The 21,275-nt window shown below is 47.0% G+C and carries 18 protein-coding genes; 9 read left to right on the forward strand and 9 right to left on the reverse strand.

Annotation, left to right across the window (positions count from 1 at the left end; all coding sequences use genetic code 11):
* Positions 1 to 249: 249 nt before the first annotated feature.
* Complete coding sequence (gene yejK / locus AACQ93_RS12195) at positions 250 to 1,263, reverse strand: nucleoid-associated protein YejK (protein WP_064605253.1); 1,014 nt, start codon at positions 1,261 to 1,263, stop codon at positions 250 to 252.
* Between the two features lie 74 nt (positions 1,264 to 1,337).
* Here yejK and AACQ93_RS12200 point away from each other — a divergent pair, with 74 nt between their 5' ends.
* Both AACQ93_RS12200 and AACQ93_RS12205 read left to right on the forward strand, forming a co-directional pair.
* Complete coding sequence (locus tag AACQ93_RS12200) at positions 1,338 to 1,556, forward strand: YejL family protein (protein WP_007469979.1); 219 nt, start codon at positions 1,338 to 1,340, stop codon at positions 1,554 to 1,556.
* A 44-nt stretch (positions 1,557 to 1,600) separates the two neighbouring features.
* Complete coding sequence (locus tag AACQ93_RS12205; RefSeq protein WP_064605254.1) at positions 1,601 to 3,460, forward strand: DUF3413 domain-containing protein; 1,860 nt, start codon at positions 1,601 to 1,603, stop codon at positions 3,458 to 3,460.
* 69 nt (positions 3,461 to 3,529) lie between these two features.
* Here the strand turns inward: AACQ93_RS12205 and AACQ93_RS12210 are convergent, their stop codons facing one another.
* Positions 3,530 to 3,805 carry a hypothetical protein gene (locus AACQ93_RS12210; protein ID WP_064605255.1) on the reverse strand — a complete coding sequence of 92 codons (276 nt, stop codon included), beginning with the start codon at positions 3,803 to 3,805 and terminating at the stop codon, positions 3,530 to 3,532.
* Between the two features lie 156 nt (positions 3,806 to 3,961).
* Here AACQ93_RS12210 and AACQ93_RS12215 point away from each other — a divergent pair, with 156 nt between their 5' ends.
* Together AACQ93_RS12215 and AACQ93_RS12220 are read left to right on the forward strand one after the other, a co-directional pair.
* Positions 3,962 to 4,657 carry an SDR family oxidoreductase gene (locus tag AACQ93_RS12215; RefSeq protein ID WP_064605256.1) on the forward strand — a complete coding sequence of 232 codons (696 nt, stop codon included), beginning with the start codon at positions 3,962 to 3,964 and terminating at the stop codon, positions 4,655 to 4,657.
* Positions 4,658 to 4,900: 243 nt separating this feature from the next.
* Positions 4,901 to 6,520, forward strand: coding sequence for a sensor domain-containing diguanylate cyclase (locus AACQ93_RS12220; RefSeq protein ID WP_064605257.1), 1,620 nt, complete (start codon positions 4,901 to 4,903; stop codon positions 6,518 to 6,520).
* On the opposite strand, the gene AACQ93_RS12225 is transcribed toward AACQ93_RS12220, so the two are convergent.
* The 5 genes from AACQ93_RS12225 to AACQ93_RS12245 form a co-directional block, all read right to left on the reverse strand.
* Positions 6,517 to 8,502: a DNA topoisomerase III gene (locus tag AACQ93_RS12225; protein ID WP_064605258.1), complete on the reverse strand. Its 1,986-nt coding sequence runs from the start codon at positions 8,500 to 8,502 to the stop codon at positions 6,517 to 6,519. The two genes, AACQ93_RS12220 and AACQ93_RS12225, sit on opposite strands and share 4 nt — an antisense overlap.
* A gap of 294 nt (positions 8,503 to 8,796) precedes the next feature.
* Positions 8,797 to 9,891, reverse strand: coding sequence for a tRNA 2-selenouridine(34) synthase MnmH (gene mnmH, locus AACQ93_RS12230; protein ID WP_064605259.1), 1,095 nt, complete (start codon positions 9,889 to 9,891; stop codon positions 8,797 to 8,799).
* Entirely contained in the window at positions 9,891 to 10,928 is a 1,038-nt protein-coding gene (gene selD / locus AACQ93_RS12235) for a selenide, water dikinase SelD (RefSeq protein ID WP_064605260.1), read from the reverse strand. The genes mnmH and selD overlap by 1 nt, the downstream gene beginning before the upstream one ends.
* Positions 10,929 to 11,062: 134 nt before the next feature.
* On the reverse strand, positions 11,063 to 11,611 hold the full coding sequence (locus AACQ93_RS12240) for an NAD(P)H nitroreductase (protein WP_064605261.1): 549 nt from the start codon (positions 11,609 to 11,611) through the stop codon (positions 11,063 to 11,065).
* A 221-nt stretch (positions 11,612 to 11,832) separates the two neighbouring features.
* On the reverse strand, positions 11,833 to 13,845 hold the full coding sequence (locus tag AACQ93_RS12245; protein ID WP_064605262.1) for an NADPH-dependent 2,4-dienoyl-CoA reductase: 2,013 nt from the start codon (positions 13,843 to 13,845) through the stop codon (positions 11,833 to 11,835).
* Positions 13,846 to 14,106: 261 nt separating this feature from the next.
* On the opposite strand from AACQ93_RS12245, the gene sppA reads away from it, so the two are divergent.
* The 3 genes from sppA (at position 14,107) to AACQ93_RS12260 (ending at position 17,947) form a co-directional block, all read left to right on the forward strand.
* On the forward strand, positions 14,107 to 15,960 hold the full coding sequence (gene sppA, locus AACQ93_RS12250; protein ID WP_064605263.1) for a signal peptide peptidase SppA: 1,854 nt from the start codon (positions 14,107 to 14,109) through the stop codon (positions 15,958 to 15,960).
* Between the two features lie 83 nt (positions 15,961 to 16,043).
* Entirely contained in the window at positions 16,044 to 17,054 is a 1,011-nt protein-coding gene (ansA, locus tag AACQ93_RS12255) for an asparaginase (RefSeq protein ID WP_064605264.1), read from the forward strand.
* Between the two features lie 209 nt (positions 17,055 to 17,263).
* Positions 17,264 to 17,947: a glutathione S-transferase family protein gene (locus AACQ93_RS12260; protein WP_064605265.1), complete on the forward strand. Its 684-nt coding sequence runs from the start codon at positions 17,264 to 17,266 to the stop codon at positions 17,945 to 17,947.
* A 69-nt stretch (positions 17,948 to 18,016) separates the two neighbouring features.
* On the opposite strand, the gene AACQ93_RS12265 is transcribed toward AACQ93_RS12260, so the two are convergent.
* Positions 18,017 to 18,310, reverse strand: coding sequence for a YeaC family protein (locus AACQ93_RS12265; protein ID WP_064605266.1), 294 nt, complete (start codon positions 18,308 to 18,310; stop codon positions 18,017 to 18,019).
* A gap of 270 nt (positions 18,311 to 18,580) precedes the next feature.
* Between AACQ93_RS12265 and AACQ93_RS12270 the strand changes: the two genes are divergently transcribed.
* Positions 18,581 to 19,402, forward strand: coding sequence for a DUF2989 domain-containing protein (locus AACQ93_RS12270; RefSeq protein WP_064605267.1), 822 nt, complete (start codon positions 18,581 to 18,583; stop codon positions 19,400 to 19,402).
* Between the two features lie 65 nt (positions 19,403 to 19,467).
* On the opposite strand, the gene msrB is transcribed toward AACQ93_RS12270, so the two are convergent.
* Positions 19,468 to 19,869 (reverse strand): peptide-methionine (R)-S-oxide reductase MsrB, encoded by a 402-nt coding sequence (gene msrB / locus AACQ93_RS12275; RefSeq protein ID WP_084419146.1) that lies wholly within the window; start codon positions 19,867 to 19,869, stop codon positions 19,468 to 19,470.
* Between the two features lie 349 nt (positions 19,870 to 20,218).
* On the opposite strand from msrB, the gene gap reads away from it, so the two are divergent.
* Positions 20,219 to 21,214: a type I glyceraldehyde-3-phosphate dehydrogenase gene (gene gap / locus AACQ93_RS12280; RefSeq protein ID WP_007470011.1), complete on the forward strand. Its 996-nt coding sequence runs from the start codon at positions 20,219 to 20,221 to the stop codon at positions 21,212 to 21,214.
* Positions 21,215 to 21,275: the final 61 nt, after the last annotated feature.

Below are 21,275 nucleotides of genomic sequence, written 5' to 3' on the forward strand. Positions count from 1 at the left end.
AGGCTTTTGCGGCTGCGCTACAAATTGAAACACCAATATTGATAGCTAATAGCTGATAATCGGTTATAGAAAAGCAAGATAACGCAACTAATCCCATATATTATTCAGTAAAGCTAACCTTAGTTAACTACCGCTCTCCGTTCCACCATCATTATGCAAACAAGAGCACAGCATCACACAAATATAAAAAAACCACCTTATCGGGCAGACAAGGTGGTTTCTTCACAAGACTGATGCTTAATTGAACGCTTAGTTCTCAGTATTCAAGCGGCGTTGCAACTGGTCTTTAAGGTTAGGTGGCGTACCTTTAATTGTCAGGGTGTCAGTATCTGCATCATAGAAAATACGCTCACCTAACAGCATGCTATCAAAGTTGATAGAAATACCACCGCCAGAACCAACAAATTTAGTCAGCTTACGCATAGTTGTACGATCTGCCGGGAAGCTCTCTTCCAGTTCATAACCCTGGTTCGAGGTGAACTGATAGAAATCCGAGCCATCATCAGAAGCCGGCAGCTCTTGTGCCAGCTCTTTCACCGTAACTTCTTCACCGGCTTGTAACTGACCATTACAGTATTCATAAACCTGCTTGCGGTATTCCTGCTTTTCTTCCTTGTCCATTCTCGAATCAGAACAGAAGTCTTCAACCGCCTGCATCAGAACCTGATTCTGTTCTTTAACATCAAGACCTACTTCCGCCTGAAGGAAGTCCAGGAAGAAATCGGCAATCTTACGGCCAACGCGCCCTTTCAGGAACGTCAGGTAACGATTTGAATCGGCATCAGTTTCCCATGATGAAAGATCAATTCGGGCAACGATATCCATTTTGCTCACATCCAGATAATCAGTTGCACTAATATCCAACTGCTCTGTCACCTTCATACTGTGACAGGTTGGTAGCAGACCGATGAAAAGATAATCAGTCGCCAGTGACTGATATTCTGCCAGAACCAATGTGCCCGCTTCTGCAAACGGGTATTTTGCCAACTCTGCCTGCAGTCGCTGCGCTGATTGGCTAGAAAATGTCAGGAAATCCATTTCACCGGAGCGAACCTGCTTCAGCCAGTGGCAGAACTCACTATCATCAGCAAAATGGGCAAAACCTTTGGCTCCCTTACTACTGTAAATTCGGTGCAGCTCTGCAACCAGGTCTTCAGTTGCCTGATCATTTTCAAGCGTTTGGTTTCTAAGATGAACTTCAAGCTCATCTTGCTCATTTTTTGTCAGCTGATGAAGAATGACGTTCGAAAGAGTAAGGCTCATAATGGAAAAGTTTCAGTTAATCTAAAGTGTAGGTTATTATAAGTCGCTTTCTTTAACATTAAACAAGACTTCTTATGCCAATTATTTCAAAATACCCGAATAAAAAAGTTGAACAAATCATTGAAGATGTGTTCGATGTACTAGAGAAGCATGATGCTTCAGCAGAACTTGCACTGATGATCATGGGTAACATTGCTACCAACATCATCAATGCAGATGTACCTGCATCGCAAAGGAAAGCAATCGCGGAGAAATTCGCCCAAGCTCTGCAGACCTCTATCAAAGAAGATTAAGCTTGTTTAAGCGTCTCATATAAGACCGGGAATAACTGACATCTATGGTCACCAGCGGTAACAATTATAAAGACAAGGTCTCTCAGCTGATCAGCTGGGGACACTGGTTCAGCTTTTTCAATATCATCGCGGCCATGCTTTTGGGCACGCGATATATTGTTCATTCTGAATGGCCGGAAACCATCCTGGGACAGCTCTACCTCGGGTTCAGCTGGATCGGGCACTTTGGATTTCTGGTCTTTGGTTTTTATATCCTCATTCTCTTTCCAGCCAGCTTCCTAATCCCGTCACAGCGCCTGATGCGTCTGTTTGCGGTATTAATCGGTACTGTTGGCCTGACAGCTTTGCTGTTGGATACCCATGCCTATGAATCGCTGGAGCTTCATCTGAGCCCACTGGTTTGGGATCTGCTGCTAAGCGGAGAGAAAACGGAGTTAAACGCCCGTTGGCAATACCTGTTTATTACCGTTCCGGTAATTTTCCTGATGCAGTTAATTCTGTCGGAATGGCTCTGGCGCAAACTCAGGAAGTTAACCCGTAAACATGTCGGTGTGCCTATTGCCACCGTTTTCGGCCTGTGCTTCCTGAGTAGCCACCTGATTTATATCTGGGCGGATGCACATCTCTACCGCCCGGTAACCATGCAGCGTTCAAACTTCCCGCTGTCATACCCGATGACAGCAAAAACCTTTATGGAAAAGCACGGGTTACTTGATCGCCAGGAATATAAAAAACGCCTGGATGCCCAAGGTGTAGAGGAAAGCGAACAAATTCGCTATCCGATTGAGAAGCTAACATTCAATGATCAGGGTACAGGACAAAATGTTCTGCTGGTGGTTGTTGATGGCCTGCGAAGCGATATGGTCAACACAGAAACCATGCCGTACCTATCTGCATTTGCGCAGCAAAACCTGAGTTTCAGCAACCACTTCAGTGCCAGCAATGAAAATGCAGGCAGCCTATTCGGCCTGTTTTATGGTTTGCCGGGGGGATATATGAACAGTATCCGTTCTACTGGCAATACTCCAGTGCTGCTGAATACTCTGAGTAAACGTGGCTATGAATTCGGCCTGTTTAGCGGAAACGGTTTTGATACATCGATTTATGAAGAAGCCATTTTCAACAGCAAAAAATGGCTGAAACAAGATGAAAGTGCAGATAAAACTTACAGTGATAAGCAGGCAATTTCCGATTGGAAAGCCTGGCTGGATGAGCAAACAGGTAATAAGCCTTGGTTCAGCTACCTAGAACTGGCTACAGTTGAAAACTTTGAAGAAGGCGGTGACTACATCCCGCACTTCAAACCATCACTGGGTACAACCAACCTTACTGCAGGCCACGCTGATACCAGCCTGCTGCTAAAAAACAGCTACCGGAATGCGGTTCACCATACCGATGAGTTGCTGATTGATGTTTTTGAAAAGCTGGTAGCAACCGGCAGCCTGGAAAACACAATTGTTATTGTGACATCCAACCACGGTACCGAATTCAATGAGACCGGCACCAACAGTTGGGGGGCAAACAGCAACTACAGCAAATACCAGCTTCAGGTGCCACTGATTATCAGCTGGCCGGACACAGTTCCGTCTGTGACCGAGCGTGTAACCAGTCACCTGGATATTGTTCCTACGCTGATGGAATCTATGCTGAACACAACAACGCCAACAACGGCTTACAGCAGTGGTATCAACTTGTTTGAACCGAATCCGAAACGTCGTTGGGTACTTGTCGGTGGTAGCAAGGATATTGTGGTGCTACAGAACAATACTGTCACAGTTGTTGATAAATACGGCAATTACCGGGTATTCGACCACAACTACCAGCTAAAAGATGAGGGCAAACCAAAGCTTTCAACGTTAATGCAGGTAATGCACGAACTTAAACGTTTTTACCCAACCGACTAAGCTCAGTTAAGCACAAAGACAAAAGGCAGCCTTGAAGCTGCCTTTTGTCTTTCCGGCTATATTACATGCTCAATAGTAATCGATATTACCGGCATAGCATTGTTCGTAGCCGTCATTCCAGCCATTTGCATATTTTTTATCTCTTTCCGCCCGCTCAGGATCACGACGAAATCCATCCTTAAAGGTTTGTGCTTCTTCCTTCCGGCTGCTACAACCATCCTGATAACCATCAAGATAGTTACGGGTAAAACCCAGCTCCATTAACCTGTCATGCCGGGTATCCGCACAGCTGATAAGCACCAGCGAAAGGCCGATAATCCAACCTTTCCGAAATAAAACAAGCATGCGACACTCCCTGAAAATAAGCACTACATATCATAATATGTAAGCCATTCTCAGCAGACTGTCTTAGTTTCGACACTTCTGCTACTTTTAGTGCTAAGTCCGATCCATGAGCCGAACAATGGGTCCAATGAGTTCATAAAAAACAGAGAGTTAATAATGAAAAAGAATGTCCTGATCACCGGCGCAAACCGTGGTGTCGGCTTGGCGCTGGTTAATGCTTATCTGGATGCCGGATGGCATGTCTTTGCCTGTTGCCGAAAACCAGACCAAGCCAAAGAACTGCAACAGCGCCAGAACGAAACTGAAACCCTGACTCTGCTTACATTGGATGTTACCGATCATCAGGCCATTTCATCGCTCAGCCAACAAATGGCAGATATCCCGCTGGATTTACTGATCAATAATGCAGGCTACTACGGACCTAAAGGTTATGGCTTCGGGAATACCGATGCCGATGAGTGGCGAAAAGTATTTGAGATCAACACTATTGCGCCGTTAAAGCTGGCTGAAGCGTTTTATCCGCAGTTAAAATCAGAAAATCCGGGCATCATTGCCTGTATTTCATCAAAAGTCGGCAGCATGACAGAAAATACCAGCGGCGGCGGTTATATCTACCGCTCTTCAAAAGCAGCACTCAATTCGGTAGTTAAAAGCCTTTCCAACGACCTGCTGCCTGAAGGCATTATTTCTGTAGCCTTTCATCCGGGCTGGGTCCAAACCGAAATGGGCGGGCCTAATGCTTTAATTAATACCGAAACTTCAGCAAAAGGTATGATGCAGCTGATCAATAACCTGTCAAAAACAGACTCCGGCACTTTCCTTGATTATCAGGGCAAAGCTATTGCCTGGTAGCCATCACTTACTCCATCTTGCTCCGGGAGTAACGTATCTCCCGGTGACATTCATTATTGAATGAGTTTTCCAACATCCTTCCTTAAACAAAGTCCAAACGGCATAAGCTGTGCAATGACTCGCAATTTATAAAGATGCAAAAAATTTCACATCAATGTGTGTGATCTGTACAAACATTAATTTCACTGATCGTCAAAAATACCTTCATCAACAATGAGTTAATATCAGAATGGACAGTTGACGTTGGCAGAAAATGCAAAATTAAATACGTTTTACCAACACCTTATGGATGTATGGGGAAAAACACACGGGCTGAGAACAATCTGTGAACTCACTTGCCGCCACTTGGCCGAAAGCTTTTCTGTCTGCCAGGTGCAGCTGATAGTTGCCTATCAATCCCGCTGGAATACCTTACTGAATATGGATGAGACAGGAATCCACTATCAGTTTCCGCCGGTTGAGCTCACAAAAAATGGCCCGATTCCCTTTCATTGCTTCACCCAAATAGTGAAGACACATACTGCCCGGTTAGACCATACAGAAAACAGTAACCGATTATGGTTACCACTGGAAAGACGCTCAGTTGTTGTCGGCATGCTGATCATCGATTTCCCTAAAAACATTCAGATCAAGTCGGGCGACTTCTGTTATTTAGCCACCTTACTTGCTTCAGAACTTGATGCCTGCCTGCTAAGTGAAAGTATCGAAAATGAGCTTCATGGCCGTCGGACAGCAGAACGTGAACTACAAATCAGCCAGCATGAGCAACAAACGTTGCAGGAACAACTTCAGGCCCTTCATGACATCTCATTCAAGCTTTGGCGTGCCTGCTCTATCGATGACATGCTTTTTACAGCCGTTGATGAGGCTAAAAAAGTACTCCACATCGACCGAATGGCGATCTTTTTGTGTAAAGGGAACTACCGTATGCAGGGCACTTACGGTACTGACCTGTTTGGTAACACCATTGATGAGCAATATTTCGAATCAAACATTCCGGATGATTACTGGTACACCAGCAACAAGCAAGTACTGAAAGAGTACCTTTCTGTAAATGAAAACACCCCACTCTATCATGACTTCAAGCAAGTGGGATTTGGATGGAATGCCTATATTTCCCTATGGGATGAAGATAAACCTGTCGGATGGATAGCCTGTGACAACCTACTGACGGGAATGCCATTTCTCAGTTATCACCGCCAGCTGTTAAAACAATTCGGCTTCATCGTTTCTCAACACCTTGTACGCCGACAGGCCGAAGAAAAGCTGATAAAACTGAACAAAGAATTGGAGCAGCGAGTACTGGACAGAACCGCTGAGCTGGAACGGGTGAACGGGCAGCTGGAAAAAATATCACGCCTTGATCCCCTGACCTCTGTATCCAATCGCAGGGTGTTTGATCAAAGGTTTCAGGAAGAGTGGTTACATGCCTTGCGCCACCAGCAGCCACTGTCACTGCTGATCATCGATGTGGATCATTTTAAGACCTACAACGACACCTATGGCCATGCCGCCGGAGACCGATGCCTGAAAATGATTGCCAGCACCCTGGAATCACTTGAGCGGCGATCAGGTGCTTTATTTGCCCGTTATGGCGGTGAAGAATTTGTCTTACTACTACCTAATCAAGATAAATACAGCGCCGGTTATGTCGCCCGACGCGCATTACATGCCATCCAGATGCTGGAGATCCCGAGAATCAATGGTGCAGACAGCGCACCGACCATTGTCTCGATCAGTATCGGGGTCAACACTATTATCCCAACAAAAGTTAATTCACCGGATATATTCTTCAAGCAAACAGATAAAGCACTTTATCAGGCAAAAGACAATGGCAGAAACCAATTCTGCATCTGCAGTTAACTTGTTTTCTTCTTCGAGGTTCGTCCCGAACCGCTTCGTACCGCTGTTTTCGAGCCGGACTTACCTGTGCCTTTACGATATCGACGCTTCTTGCCGCCTTTAAACGGTTCCGGCGATTTCAGCTCGCGAAGGCTTGGAGGCACCTCGCTTTGTCTGACGTTATCCATCATCAGCAACAGCCTTGACTGGAGGGCATCCATAAAAGGCTGATAAGCACATTTCTTTTCCGCCATATCCTGCAACTGATGCTCCCAGTGTGCCGTCATATCCGGATAGGTAGCCTCATCCGGCAGCGCATAAACCAGACCACGACCAGCTTCAGTTGCATGAATACTTTTCCCCTGACGCATCAGTAACTGACGTTTAAACAAGGTATCCAAAATGCCAGCCCGGGTGGCTTCGGTGCCGAGACCATCGGTTTCCCGCAATATCTTCTTCAGCGATGAATCAGAAACAAAACGAGCAATACCTGTCATCGCCTGCAAAAGTGTTGCTTCAGTAAACGGCTTTGGCGGCTCTGTCATCTTGTCTTTGATTTCACCATCCTGACAAGTCAGCACTGTTCCCTTTTCCAAAGGTGGCACCTTATCCGCTAAATCTGTTTCATCAGTTGAATCATTACGTCCCAGCAGTTCGCGCCACCCCGGACTCATCAACTGACGCCCCTTGGCAATAAAGAGTCCACCAGCAATCGTAAAAGCCAGTTTCGCCTCGCTATAAACCGCTGGCGGATAAAACTGCATCAGATACTGGCGGGCAATCAGCTGATAAACTCTATTTTCGCTGCTGCTCAAAGCCGCAGCATTCACTGCCTTAGGGGTAGGAATAATCGCATGGTGAGCGTCTACTTTCTTATCGTTCCAAGCTTTGGATTTCAAAGAAGTATCAGCACCGTTTACCGCGTTGCTCAGCTCACCAGCATTATTGGCGATAGCCTGGCAGACATCATTTGCCTGCCTGAAATGATCCATCGGTAAATAGCGACAGTCAGAGCGAGGGTAAGTGATCACTTTATGCTTTTCATAAAGCGACTGACAGTTTGCCAGTACATCGGCAGCACTCATACCGTAACGCTTGGCAGCGTCGATCTGCAATGCTGAAAGTGAATAAGGTAAAGGTGGAGCCTGCCGGGTTTCTTTTCGTTCAGACTCTGTAACCTCCGCAGGTTGCCCCTTAATTCGGCCAACAACATTTTCACACAACTGTCGGTTGAGAATCCGCCCATCTTCATCCTGCCAGGGTTTGCAGGCATCACTTGGTTTCCAGCGCGCACGGATCATGATGTCCTGATACGGAATCAGGGCAAACACTTCATAAAATGGCTTAGGAACAAAATTGGCAATTTCGTCATCACGGCGTGTCACCAGTCCCAGAACCGGAGTCTGCACCCGCCCAACAGACAACACGCCTCGATAGCCGCCCTTCTGACCCAGCAGGGTATAAGCCCGAGTCATGTTCATACCATAAAGCCAGTCTGCACGAGAGCGAGCCAAAGCGGAGACAGATAGCGGGATAAAGTCCCGGTTGCTGCGCATCTTACCTAATGCACGCTTCACTGCCGCCGGGTTCAAATCTGAAATCAGCAACCGTTGCATGTTGGCTTTCTTGCTTTGTGCCAGTTTAACGTAATCGATCACTTCATCGACCAACAACTGCCCTTCCCGATCCGGGTCTCCGGCATGAACAACTTCCGATGCTTTCTTTGCCAGCTTTCTGACCACAGATAGCTGCTTACTGGCCGACTTTCTCGGTGCCAGTTGCCATTGCTGAGGAATAATCGGCAGATCACCCATGTTCCATTTTTTGTATTTCACATCATAGGCATCAGGCTCAACCTGCTCGAGCAAATGCCCTATACACCAGGTCACGATGTCTCCATTGCCTACCTCGATGTAACCGTCATGGTTTTTATGGGGACGAGGTAACACAGCCGCAATGGCGCGACCTAGGCTTGGTTTTTCAGCAATATACAAACGGGTCATGGAAGTTGTTCACTCATTCTTTTGAGCTGAACTATAAGAAAAAAGAACGATGAGGACAAGAAAATACTGGATATAGATACAGGGAAAATAAATGCGAGGTGCGAGGTGCGAGGTGCGAGGTGCGAGGTGCGAGGTGCGAGGTGCGAGGTGCGAGGTGCGAGGTGCGACAAATACTAAAGGGAAGAGAAACGAAGTAAACAGTAACTTCGCTTCTCTTTACCATTAGGACTTGATTTCGATCCGGCAGCTTAAAATAAAGCCCCTTATTCCGGATATTGAAACCAGAACCCCAACCTATTTCGTTTTTTCAATCAGCCAGTCTTTAACTTCATCGTACTCGCCACGGAATACGATTCGGTCGGCTTTCTTACTCAGCTGATAGGTGTACATAGGATCGTAATATTCAACCAGCAAAGGTCTTAGCCAGTCGTCATGGCCGGCAAGAGAGCCGTTATTCTGCATCGCTTTAATAGCCTGCTGCTGAACATTAAGCAACGCTTCATAACGCTCCAGACCAAGACGTTTGCGAATACCGAACATGCCGCGAGCCAGGTACTCAGCAAAATTAATCCAGCCCTGCTCTTCGCCGTCACGGGCAACGAAATCACGCTGCATCCGCACTACATAATCATCGATAAGTCGGCCAATACGGACATCAACCGGATCATTAACCACGGCAATCTGTGCATGCTGCATAGCTGCATTCAGCGCCAGCGGAACATTGGCAGAGCCGATAATTCGACCTTCGTCTTCATAAACGAAATGAGTAAAACCGCGATCCTGCTTTTTCAGCATTTCAACAGACAGCACGTTCTCGAAGTTAATCTGCGTACGCTGCTCTGTGACATAGCGACCAAATGATGAACCGCGGTGATTTGCTGCACCCTCAAGATCAATACCGTTTCCCAGCTCATTGACCATGATGGTTTTACCGCAACCTGTGTTACCACCGATTAGCGTCATCGGCTGTGCTGCAACCTGTTCGATAGTATCGATCAGAAAACGTCGCAGTGCTTTATAGCCGCCAACGATCTTTGGGTACTCAATACCGGCTTCTTTCAGCCACTGCTGAGTGATTTCCGAGCGCAGACCGCCACGGAAACAGTAAAGGTAGCCATTCGGGTTCGCTTCACAAAATGCCTTCCACTGAGCGACACGCTCAGCTTTGATGTCACCATGAACCAGCTCATGCCCCAAAGCAAGTGCCGCTTCCTGCCCTTGCTCTTTATAACAGGTACCGACAGCTTCCCGTTCAGAATCCAGCATCAAAGGACGGTTTACCGAGGTCGGAAACGCACCTTGAGCAAACTCAACCGGAGCTCGCATATCCATCAGCGGCGTGTCGTTGACAAAAAGTTGTCGGAAATCTTCACAATTAGGGCGTGACATTAGCAAATCTCAATCAGGGTTTTCTCGCCATTTGCTGGCATCAGTTCACCAATTGCATTCAGCTCAATACCATGGCGCTCAGCCACAGCTTGTACTTCCTGCTCCGCTTCCGGCGTAACGGCCAGTAGCAAACCACCTGATGTCTGTGGGTCACACAGCAATGCCATCTGCTGATCGCTCATTTCACCGATACGGTGACCATAGCTGGCAAAGTTACGACCAGTACCGCCAGGAACACAGCCCTGACCAATATAGTCAAACACACCCGGCAGGTGCGGAACCTGATCAAACCAAACTTTGGCTTTCAGCTCACTGCCTTCACAGATCTCGTTCAGGTGACCCATCAGGCCAAAACCGGTTACATCCGTCATCGCCTTCACACCGGCGATATCGGCAAAATCTGCACCAGGCTTGTTCAGCTTGCACATCCAGTCACGAGCAAGGCCAACATGCTCATCTGCCAGCTTGGATTTTTTCTCAGCAGTTGTCAGAACACCGATACCCAGTGGTTTGGTCAGGTATAGTTTACAGCCAGCTTCTGCCTGGTTGTTTCGTTTCACACGGTCTGTATCAACGATACCGGTTACCGCCAGGCCGAAAATCGGCTCAGGTGCATCAATAGAGTGACCACCAGCAAGTGAAATACCAGCCTCACGACAAACAGAACGACCACCTTCAATAACTTGCTGGGCAATTTCAGGTGCCAGCACATTGACGGGCCAGCCCAGGATCGCAATCGCCATGATTGGCTTACCGCCCATCGCGTAAATATCGCTGATAGCGTTAGTTGCTGCAATTCGGCCGAAATCAAACGGGTCATCAACAATAGGCATGAAGAAGTCAGTGGTGCTGATCACTGCACTGCCGTTGCCCAGATCATAGACAGCAGCATCGTCTTTACTTTCATTACCTACCAGCAGGTTAGGATCTGCAAATGGGGTGAGTTGAGTTCGGAGAATAGTATCAAGAACTTGGGGAGAAATTTTACAACCACAGCCTGCACCGTGGCTATATTGAGTTAGGCGAACATTTTCCATGACACGTTCCGGGATAATGACAAGAGCGAAGAATTCTACTCCTGCGGCTATACCCTGTCACCATTCTGGATCAAAAAGGAGCCACTGAACGCTGTCAGCGGCTCCTTTTAAGTGATTATTCAATCAATTTCGTCTCACAGATACTCGACAAACTGCTTCAGGTCGCGCTCCTGCACTTTAGCTTCCCGGCAACCCGGCGTACCCAAATACAAGAAACCGGCGATCAAATCCTCTCCCTGAACACCTAAAGCCTCACGGACAACGGGATGATAAGCCCATTTACCGGTTCGCCAGTATCCGGAAAAGCCCTGAGCAACCGCAGCCATTTGCATCGCCTGGACCGCACAACCGGCAGAAAGGTGTTGTTCAATCACTGGCACCTTTTCATGCTCAGTCACTTTCGCTACCACGGTAATAACCATAGGAGCACGAAACGGTGCTTTGCCTGCTCTCTCAATGGTTGCGTCATCTGCACCGTCGGCCTTAGCCGCTTCGACTAGAATATCAGCCAGCTTTTGCAAACCTTCACCATGAGACACAATGAACCGCCATGGTGCCAGTGCCGCATGGTCCGGCGCCCTCAGCCCTGCACGGAAAATATTATCCAGCGCATCATCCTGAGGTGCAGGTTCCATTAGCTTCGGTAGTGAGCGGCGACTTAACAATAACGAGAGTGCTTCCATAACAACCTCATAATGAAAATGATTATTGTTTTTACAATATCATAATTAACGAATTGTTAAACCCTTGAGAATATAAGGATTAGGAGCAAAAAAAGAGGGGCTTAGAAATGGAAAAGAGCTACGAGGAAAAGCATACCTTACCCTGGCTAAGTAAGACGGCTCACCTCGTAACTCGTAGCTGAAACGTGTTGCTTCAATTACACGCTGCCTTAAGTTAGTTGTTACATCTTAGCGACAAGCTCAACGCCCTGGCGGATCACTCGCTTGGCATCAACCTCGCCCGCCACATCTGCCCCACCAATAACGTGAACATTCACATTCATTTCGCGTAACTTATCTGAGATATATTCAACGGATGTCTGCCCGGCACACAGTACGACATTATCGACATCCAGTACCCGAGACTGACCTTCTACGGTAATATGCAGCCCCTGATCGTCAATCTTGTCGTAGGAAACACCGCTTAGCATCTCAACACCACGCTTTTCCAGTACCTTGCGGTGAATCCAGCCAGTGGTCTTACCCGGTCCTTTCCCCATCTTTCCCGAACGTCGCTGCAACAACCAGACCTGACGCTGACTGACATACTCGTCAAACGGATACAGTCCTCCCGGATGCTCTAGGGTTTTATCAACGCCCCAATCCTTAAGCCAATCATCAAGCTCCTGATTTTCCGGCTCAGTCAGCATAGTTGAAACATCCACCCCGATACCGCCAGCACCGATAACGGCAACCTTCGAGCCCATCGGCACCTTGTCGCGGATCAAGGTCTGATAATCAATGACCTTCTCATGATCAACACCGGGAATATTCGGCTTACGAGGCTGAACACCGGTGGCAACAATCACTTCGTCATAATCTTTCAACTCATCAGCCTGTACCGCATGACCCAGTTTAACGTTGACATTTGTCTGCTCCATGCGGCGAACAAAATAGCGAATAGTCTCTTTGAACTCTTCTTTACCTGGGATCTGCATCGCCAGATTAAACTGGCCGCCGACATGATCGTTCTTTTCAAACAGATCGACATCAAATCCGCGCTCAGCAGCAGCAACGGCACTAGCCATACCGGCCGGACCGGCCCCGACAATCGCAATACGACGTTTTGTTGCAGCAGGAGTTAACACTAACTCTGTCTCGTAACAGGCCTGCGGGTTGACCAGACAGCTGGCCCGTTTACCGACAAACACATGATCCAGACAGGCCTGATTACAGCCAATACAGGTATTAATGTCATCAGCGCGGTTCTGTTCAGCCTTAACCACAAAATCAGGGTCAGCAAGGAAAGGACGCGCCATCGACACCATATCTGCCTGATTCGAAGCCAGAATATCTTCGGCAACCTGAGGTGTGTTGATCCGGTTACAAGTCACCAGCGGGATATTCACTTCATCTCTCAGTCTTTCGGTTACCCAGCTAAACGCAGCACGCGGCACCTGTGTGGCAATCGTCGGAATTCGGGCCTCATGCCAACCAATACCGGTATTGATAATGGTGACCCCGGCAGCTTCCAGCTCTTTTGCCAACTGCACCACCTCTTCATGGGTACTGCCCTGCTCAACCAGATCCAGCATAGAAAGGCGGAAAATAATGATGAAGTCACGCCCGACACGGGCACGAACAGCTTTAACAAGCTCTATCGGGAAACGAATACGATTTTCATAGCTGCCACCCCACTCGTCATGACGGTGGTTTGAACGCTTACAGATAAACTGATTGATCAAGTACCCCTCTGATCCCATCAACTCAACGCCGTCATAACCGGCTTCGCGCGCCAGCTCTGAACTGCGGGCAAAAGCGTCAATGGTTTTGAGAATCTGACGGTTACTCATTTTACTCGGTGTGAATTTCGAGATAGGAGAACGAATAGCCGATGCACTCACGGCAAAAGGGTGCATTGCATATCGCCCTGCATGTAACAACTGCAAGGCGATCTTACCGCCGGCACCATGAACCGCATCAGTAATTACCCGATGCGCCCTGGCCGCCCGAGCCGAACTGAACTCTGCGCTTAACGGGTGTAACCGTCCACGGAAGTTCGGAGAAAAACCGCCTGTAACAATTAAACCGACACCGCCACGCGCACGGGCAGCATAGAATGCAGCAAGTTTTTTAAAACCGTCACGGGCCTCTTCAAGGCCAGTGTGCATAGATCCCATTAACACACGGTTACGCAACTGAGTGAAACCAAGATCTAACGGCGCTAACAAATGAGGGTAAGATTTATCGTCCATGGCTTCCAATCTTTCGTTGTTATGGTCTGACCAGTATATAAATCAAACAAACATTTTTCAAACACTTGTTTACATTGTCGCAACATTAATTTCTCGTGGCAGTTCATAAAATTACTGAACTCCATGATATTTCCTGTCGACAATTCGGAACAGCCGCAATACTTAACAGAGGGGACATGTTGTACATACAGATTATTACTGTAATTACTTGTTTACTAAGTTAGGATAAAAGCAATACCTATCACATCATCAGGAATGTTAATGAAAGTGATATTCAAAGGAATTGGAAAAATATTCCGAGCTATATGGAAACTAATCAGTTTCACGCGACAACTGATTTTAAACCTGTTCTTTTTATTCTTTATCGGCCTTATTTTCTTTGCGTTCAGCCAAAGTGGTGAAAAGCCAAGCCTGCCAGAAAAAGCCGCTCTGGTTCTGGATTTATCCGGACCAATAGTTGAGCAACGCACTTATATCAATCCGGTAGATCAGCTGACGAGCAGTGCCTTGGGCCAGCCACCGGTTCAGGAAAACGTTCTGTTCGATATCGTTGACACCATTCGTGCTGCATCTACTGATAACAGGATCACTGGCCTGGTGCTGAACCTGAAAGGCATGGCAGAAACCAATCTGACCAAGCTGCGTTATATCGCTAAAGCAATCGAAGAGTTCAAGCAAGCAGGCAAACCAGTTTACGCAGTTGGTGACAACTACAAACAAAGCCAGTACTACCTGTCTAGCTATGCTGACAAAGTGTTTATGTCACCTGACGGTGGCGTTCTGCTTACAGGCTACGGAAGTTACACGCTTTACTATAAGAGCCTGCTGGAAAAGCTGGATATCAATACCCATGTATTCCGTGTCGGCACTTACAAGTCGTTTGTCGAGCCTTACACCCGCGACAGCATGTCTGATGCTGCCCGCGAAGCAAACACAACCTGGCTGAACCAGTTATGGGCAGCCTATACCACAGATGTCGCCAAGAACCGTCATATTGATGTGGCTTCCCTGACTCCGGAGCTGAGCAGCTTCGTAGAGCAACTGAAGAGCGTTAAAGGTGATTTTGCCAAACTGAGCCTGAAAATGGGCCTGATCGATGAGCTAATCACCCGCCCGGCGCTTAGCCAGAAACTGATTGAGGAATTCGGCAGTGACGGCGAAAACAGCTTTAACCAAATCAGTTACTACGATTACCTGCCAACAGTCTTCAATACTGATCTGCCAAGCCCTAACCAGGTGGCAGTTGTTGTTGCCAGCGGAGCTATTGTCGATGGTGTACAACGTCAGGGCACCGTAGGCGGTGATTCAACTGCCGCCCTGCTGCGTGAAGCTCGCCTTGACGACGATGTAAAAGCGGTCATTCTGCGTGTTGACAGCCCGGGAGGCAGTGCATTTGCATCAGAAGTGATCCGCAACGAAGTTGATGCATTAAAGCTGGCAGGCAAGCCTGTTGTGGTCTCCATGTCCAGCCTGGCAGCATCCGGCGGTTACTGGATCTCATCAAGCGCAGATAAAATCCTGGCACAACCAACAACCATCACCGGATCTATCGGTATCTTCGCCATCATGACCACGTTTGAGAAAGGTCTTGAGAACATGGGTATCTATAATGATGGTGTCGGAACTACGCCATTCTCAGGTGTCGGCGTAACCCGCAAGCTTCCTGATGGCGTTGCTGAAGTGTTCCAGCTTGGTATTGAGCATGGTTACCAACGCTTTATCGGCCTGGTAAGCCAATACCGCAATATGTCTTTAGAAGAGGCGGATAAGATTGCTCAGGGGCGTGTATGGACTGGTCAGGACGCACTAAAACTTGGCCTTGTCGATCAGCTGGGTGATTTTGATGATGCGATTGCAGCCGCTGTTGAACTAGCCAAACTAGACAGCTATGAGCTGCGCTGGATGGAAGAGCCGTTAAGTCCTGCTGAAATGCTTCTGCAGGAGTTTGCTTCTGAAGCTCGCACTCAGTTAATGAGTATGGTCTTTGGTGAATTGCCGGCAGCAATTCAACCGATTACACAACAAGTTGTAACAGACCTGACCACACTCAGTAACTTTAACGATCCAAAAGGCCAATATGCGTTCTGCCTGAACTGCAGCAATATTGAAAAGTGAGACCAGCCCGGCACATGCCGGGCTTTTTTTACTGCGCACAGGTCGTATAATGCGACCACCGAATCGTATGTCTGTACCAGATTATGGAAAGAAAACACATTTACATTGCTTACACCGGCGGCACCATTGGGATGCAGAAGTCTGATCACGGCTACGTGCCGGTAGCAGGCTTTATGCAGAAGCAGCTGGAAAGCATGCCGGAGTTCCAACGTCCAGAGATGCCGAAATTCACCATCCATGAGTACGAGCCACTGATCGACTCATCGGATATGTCGCCAGCGGATTGGCAGCGCATCGCAGACGATATCAAAGAAAACTACGACGAATATGACGGTTTTGTCATTCTACATGGTACGGACACCATGGCTTATACCGCTTCAGCACTGTCGTTCATGTTTGAAAACCTGGATAAGCCAGTTATTGTTACAGGCTCGCAAATTCCTCTGGCAGAACTTCGTTCTGACGGTCAGAGTAACTTGCTGAACTCACTTCATATTGCGGCTAACTACCCAATCAATGAAGTGACCGTGTTTTTCAACAACCAGCTAATTCGTGGTAACCGTAGTACCAAAGCCCACGCAGATGGCTTTGGCGCCTTCATTTCTCCGAATATGCCACCGCTGCTGGAAGCCGGTATCAATATTCAGCTGAATAACGTTGAGCTGGATAAGAAGCCGGAAGGCAAGTTCAAGGTTCATAACATTACACCACAACCAATTGGTGTAATTACTATGTACCCGGGAATCTCGCCTGAAGTGATCCGTAACACACTTCGCCAACCAGTAAATGCGATGATCCTGCTAACCTTCGGTGTTGGTAACGCACCTCAGAACCCTGAGCTGCTGGCCCAGTTGAAAGAAGCCGCGGATCGTGGCGTCATCGTGATGAACCTGACCCAATGTCTGTCAGGAAAAGTTAACATGGGTGGCTATGCTACCGGCTGTGCACTGGCTGATGCCGGTGTTCTGAGTGGATACGATATGACTCCGGAAGCCGCGCTTGCCAAACTGCACTTCCTGCTAAGTCAGGATCTGCCACTTGAAACCATCCGCAGCCTGATGCAGCAAAACCTGCGGGGTGAGTTAACTCACTAAGTTTGACTGTTACCGAGAAAACGGGAGCCAATGACGGCTCCCGTTTTTTGTTTTGTGATCCCAGCCAGATTCCTTCTCTTATCTTACTGTTTTTACATACTCAATTCGCACATTCGCTATTGCATCAATTTATCTTGGCTACACTTTATACCAATTAATCAACTTCTTCTGTTGGTTGTAATTACGTTCAACTAGCCCGGGATAATAATATGATTTTACACGGTGCTGCGATTTCCCCTTTTGTCAGAAAAATCATGCTCGCCCTTTCTTACAAAGGGATCGCCTACGACCTGCAACCACTCAACCCTTACCTTGAAAAAGAGCTAGCTCAAAAACGACACCCGATGGGAAAGATCCCGGTGCTGGAACATGACGGCAGCAACATCATAGATTCGACAGTCATTGCGCACTACCTTGATGATATCTGTCCGATACCACCACTTTACCCGGGCAGCGCCACATCGAGAGCCCAAATACGCTGGCTTGAAGAATATGCTGATACCCGCCTGACATCACTTATTGGTGGCGTGCTGTTCTACCAGAAAATCATGCGGGGAAAAATGCTAGGCAAGGAAGTGGATCACGAAGCTATAGCTCAATGCCTTGAGCATCATCTGCCACAGGTTCTCCAGTACCTCGAAGAACAACTACCGAAGGAAGGATACGTAGGCGACCACTTTTCTATGGCTGAGATCAGCCTCTGGAGTATTTTTCGTTCAGGCTGGATGGCGGGACTAAGACTCACCCGATACCCGAAATTACAAACCTATCTGGCGAATATCGAAAAAGAGCCCTGGATTGCTAATCTGATCAGTCAGGAAGACCATGAGCTGGGCAGTTTTTATTGTGAGCCAATGATTTTCGACAACCATCAAGGCAGTAACGACGCTTAAGGCGAGGAATAACACCAGGCTCATTCCTGTTGATGAGCCTGGTGTTACTGTTCTTAAAGTTACATCAGGCTAAATCTGATTATGCTTGAAACGGGCGATGTCATCTTGCTCAGACTCCTCAACCCCAAAATCACGTTTAAGCTCAGCCTTGGATTTAAATTTCATTTCACCACCAGCAGCTACAGACATGTGTTCAGGATTAATATTGTGGCGTGACTGATACAGCATTACCGCCTGCATAGCAGAATCCCGTTGCTCTTGCGTTAATGGCGTTCCATCAGGCCATTTGCCTAATTCAACCGCAGTAACAATTCGCTGATATACATCCGGGGTCATCGAGTTGAGCAGTTGTTCTAACTCCATTTGAAACTTCCTTTCTAGTCCGCTGTGGGTCTGATTATCATTTTTCTCAGTTCAGACACTATGCCAAACATCAAGTCTATCCACCTAACAATTTTGTATATTCCTAACAGATCACAAGTTTTTTTGCTCCCATGATCACAATGCTTAAATAATCGGTCAGGTGGACGTTTTTAATTTATGTATAGGTTAAAATAACTTTGCTCAAAAATCGCACAATCTCAATTAGGGAATTTTTGCAGTCAGCACTGGCTGACTCTGATTAATATACACATGGCCCGATCATCACTAACTCATATCAAATTATGGCTTCCGGCAATTTGTCTGACGCTACTCAACGGCTGTTTCGATCGACACCGTTCAACGGACAGCCTTTGCGAAAGCTACCCGCAAATTTGTGCCGATACCAACCTCAATGACGGGCAATGCCGACTTCAGCGAACCAAGCTTATCTGGCAACGTTATGATGTGCTGAAGGATCCGACAGATATTGAAAAGTTCAAAGAACTCAAATTCACTTACGAATACCAGAAATGTTTAGAATTCGCGGCAAGGATCGAGCCGACTGAACTTAAAGAGCGCAAAACCAACCGTACCAATGCGCTGCTGGCCAGTTACAGGAACATCGATCGCCTTAATACAGAGCTAGCGCACTCAACCGATCCAGAGATTATCTACTACCGCCTGACACAAGGTGATAAAAGCGCACTGCGTCAATTTTTACTTCTGGAAGGCAAGCCGGAAATGGAAACACCAGAGCTACAACTGGCACTGGCGACCTTCTATACCGATAAAGACAAAGAAAAAACCATCAGGTTGCTGAAACACGCTCTGGAGTTATATCAGAAAGGACAGGCCATCAAGCCGGAAATCATTCAGTCATTGGCCACCTTATCTCATCAGAACAAATCAACTGATAAAGCATACCTATGGGCAAAAGTGAGTAGTGAGCTTGGCATGCCGGTCGCTAGTCAGAAAAAACTGATCTCCTTCTACCCCATGTCGGATGAACAGCGCCAACAACTCGATGAACAAGCTAAAAAGATTTCGGAAGCGATTCAGGACGGTCGATTCAAAGCACGAATGGCTAACTGAACATATACATTATGAAGCTTCAACTAAAAGAAGGGCTCTAGAAGCCCTTCTAAAAATCTCTTGTATTACTTCCCCTCACTTTCTTCCGAAGAAAATATCAGCGAAACCGAGTTAACACAGTAACGCTCCCCGGTCGTTTGTGGTCCATCCGGGAAAACATGACCAAGATGACTGTCGCAATTGGCACAACGGATTTCGATTCGGCTCATACCATGACTATGATCCTCAAGGTATCGAATCTTCTCCGGACTGATCGGAGCATCAAAACTTGGCCAGCCACAACCTGAGTCATATTTGTTGTCAGATTTAAACAACGACTTATTACAACAAGTACAGTGATAGACACCCGACTCACGATTATGAAGCAGCGTTCCTGAAAATGGCGGCTCTGTCCCCCGCTCCCGACATACGTGATATTGCTCTGTAGTTAAAGTTTCACGCCAATAAGAATCTGATTTTTCTGACATTACTTACCCTATTATTATTAATTCCCTTTCCGAGCCGAGAAATAATGTTGCCAATTTACCGCACTGTGGCACATACTTTCTGCTCGTATGGTTCTTTCATTTACCCGGCTCATTTAAGCATAATTTAATTGAGCTGAGAGTGGATATTAAAAGTTAACAACAGCAACGATGGATATTCATACAGTTTCCGTTTAAATTTGCATCGTTGTAGTGGGAATGTAAAAAAAATCCGAACTTTTTTTTGACCTCACGCAATTTAAGTTCGTTTTTGACTTGCAGCGTCACGTTAGATTCTGTAATTTTACTACCAGTTATCTTTCATTAGAAATTAAGTTGTGGAGCAACTGTAATGACTATCAAAGTAGGTATTAACGGTTTTGGCCGTATTGGACGTTTTGTTTTCCGTGCTTCTGTAGAGCGTAACGACATCGAAGTTGTTGGTATCAACGACCTTATCGACGTTGAATACATGGCTTACATGCTGAAGTACGACTCAACTCACGGTCGTTTCAACGGTACTGTAGAAGTTAAAGACGGTAACCTAATCGTTAACGGTAAAACAGTTCGCGTAACTGCAGAACGCAACCCAGCTGACCTTAAGTGGGGCGAAATCGGTGTTGACGTTGTTGCAGAAGCAACAGGTATCTTCCTGACTGACGAAACTGCTCGTCAGCACATCACTGCTGGTGCGAAGAAAGTTGTTCTAACTGGTCCTTCTAAAGACGCTACTCCAATGATCGTAATGGGTGTTAACCAAGACACTTACGCTGGTCAGGATATCGTTTCTAATGCGTCTTGTACTACTAACTGCCTAGCGCCAATCGCTAAAGTTCTTAACGACAAGTTCGGTATCGAATCTGGTCTTATGACTACAGTTCACGCGACTACAGCTACTCAGAAGACTGTTGACGGTCCTTCTGCTAAAGACTGGCGTGGCGGTCGTGGTGCTTCTCAGAACATCATCCCATCTTCAACTGGTGCAGCTAAAGCTGTAGGCGTTGTTCTTCCAGAACTAAACGGCAAACTAACTGGTATGGCTTTCCGCGTACCAACTGCTAACGTTTCTGTTGTTGACCTAACAGTTAACCTGAAGACTGGCGCATCTTACGAAGCTATCTGTGCAGCAATGAAAGAAGCTTCTGAAGGCGAGCTGAAAGGTGTTCTAGGTTACACTGAAGACGCAGTAGTTTCTCAGGACTTCATCGGTGAAGTACAGACTTCTGTATTCGATGCTAAAGCTGGTATCGCTCTAACTGATAACTTCGTTAAAGTTGTATCTTGGTACGACAACGAAATCGGTTACTCAAACAAAGTTCTAGACCTAATCGCTCACATCTCTAAGTAATGTAAGCTTTTAGCTAGGATTCAAAAGGCGGCGCTACGGCGGCGCCTTTTTTGTATCTGGT

It is taken from the genome of Photobacterium sp. J15, assembly GCF_963870815.1.
Lineage (GTDB): Bacteria > Pseudomonadota > Gammaproteobacteria > Enterobacterales > Vibrionaceae > Photobacterium > Photobacterium marinum.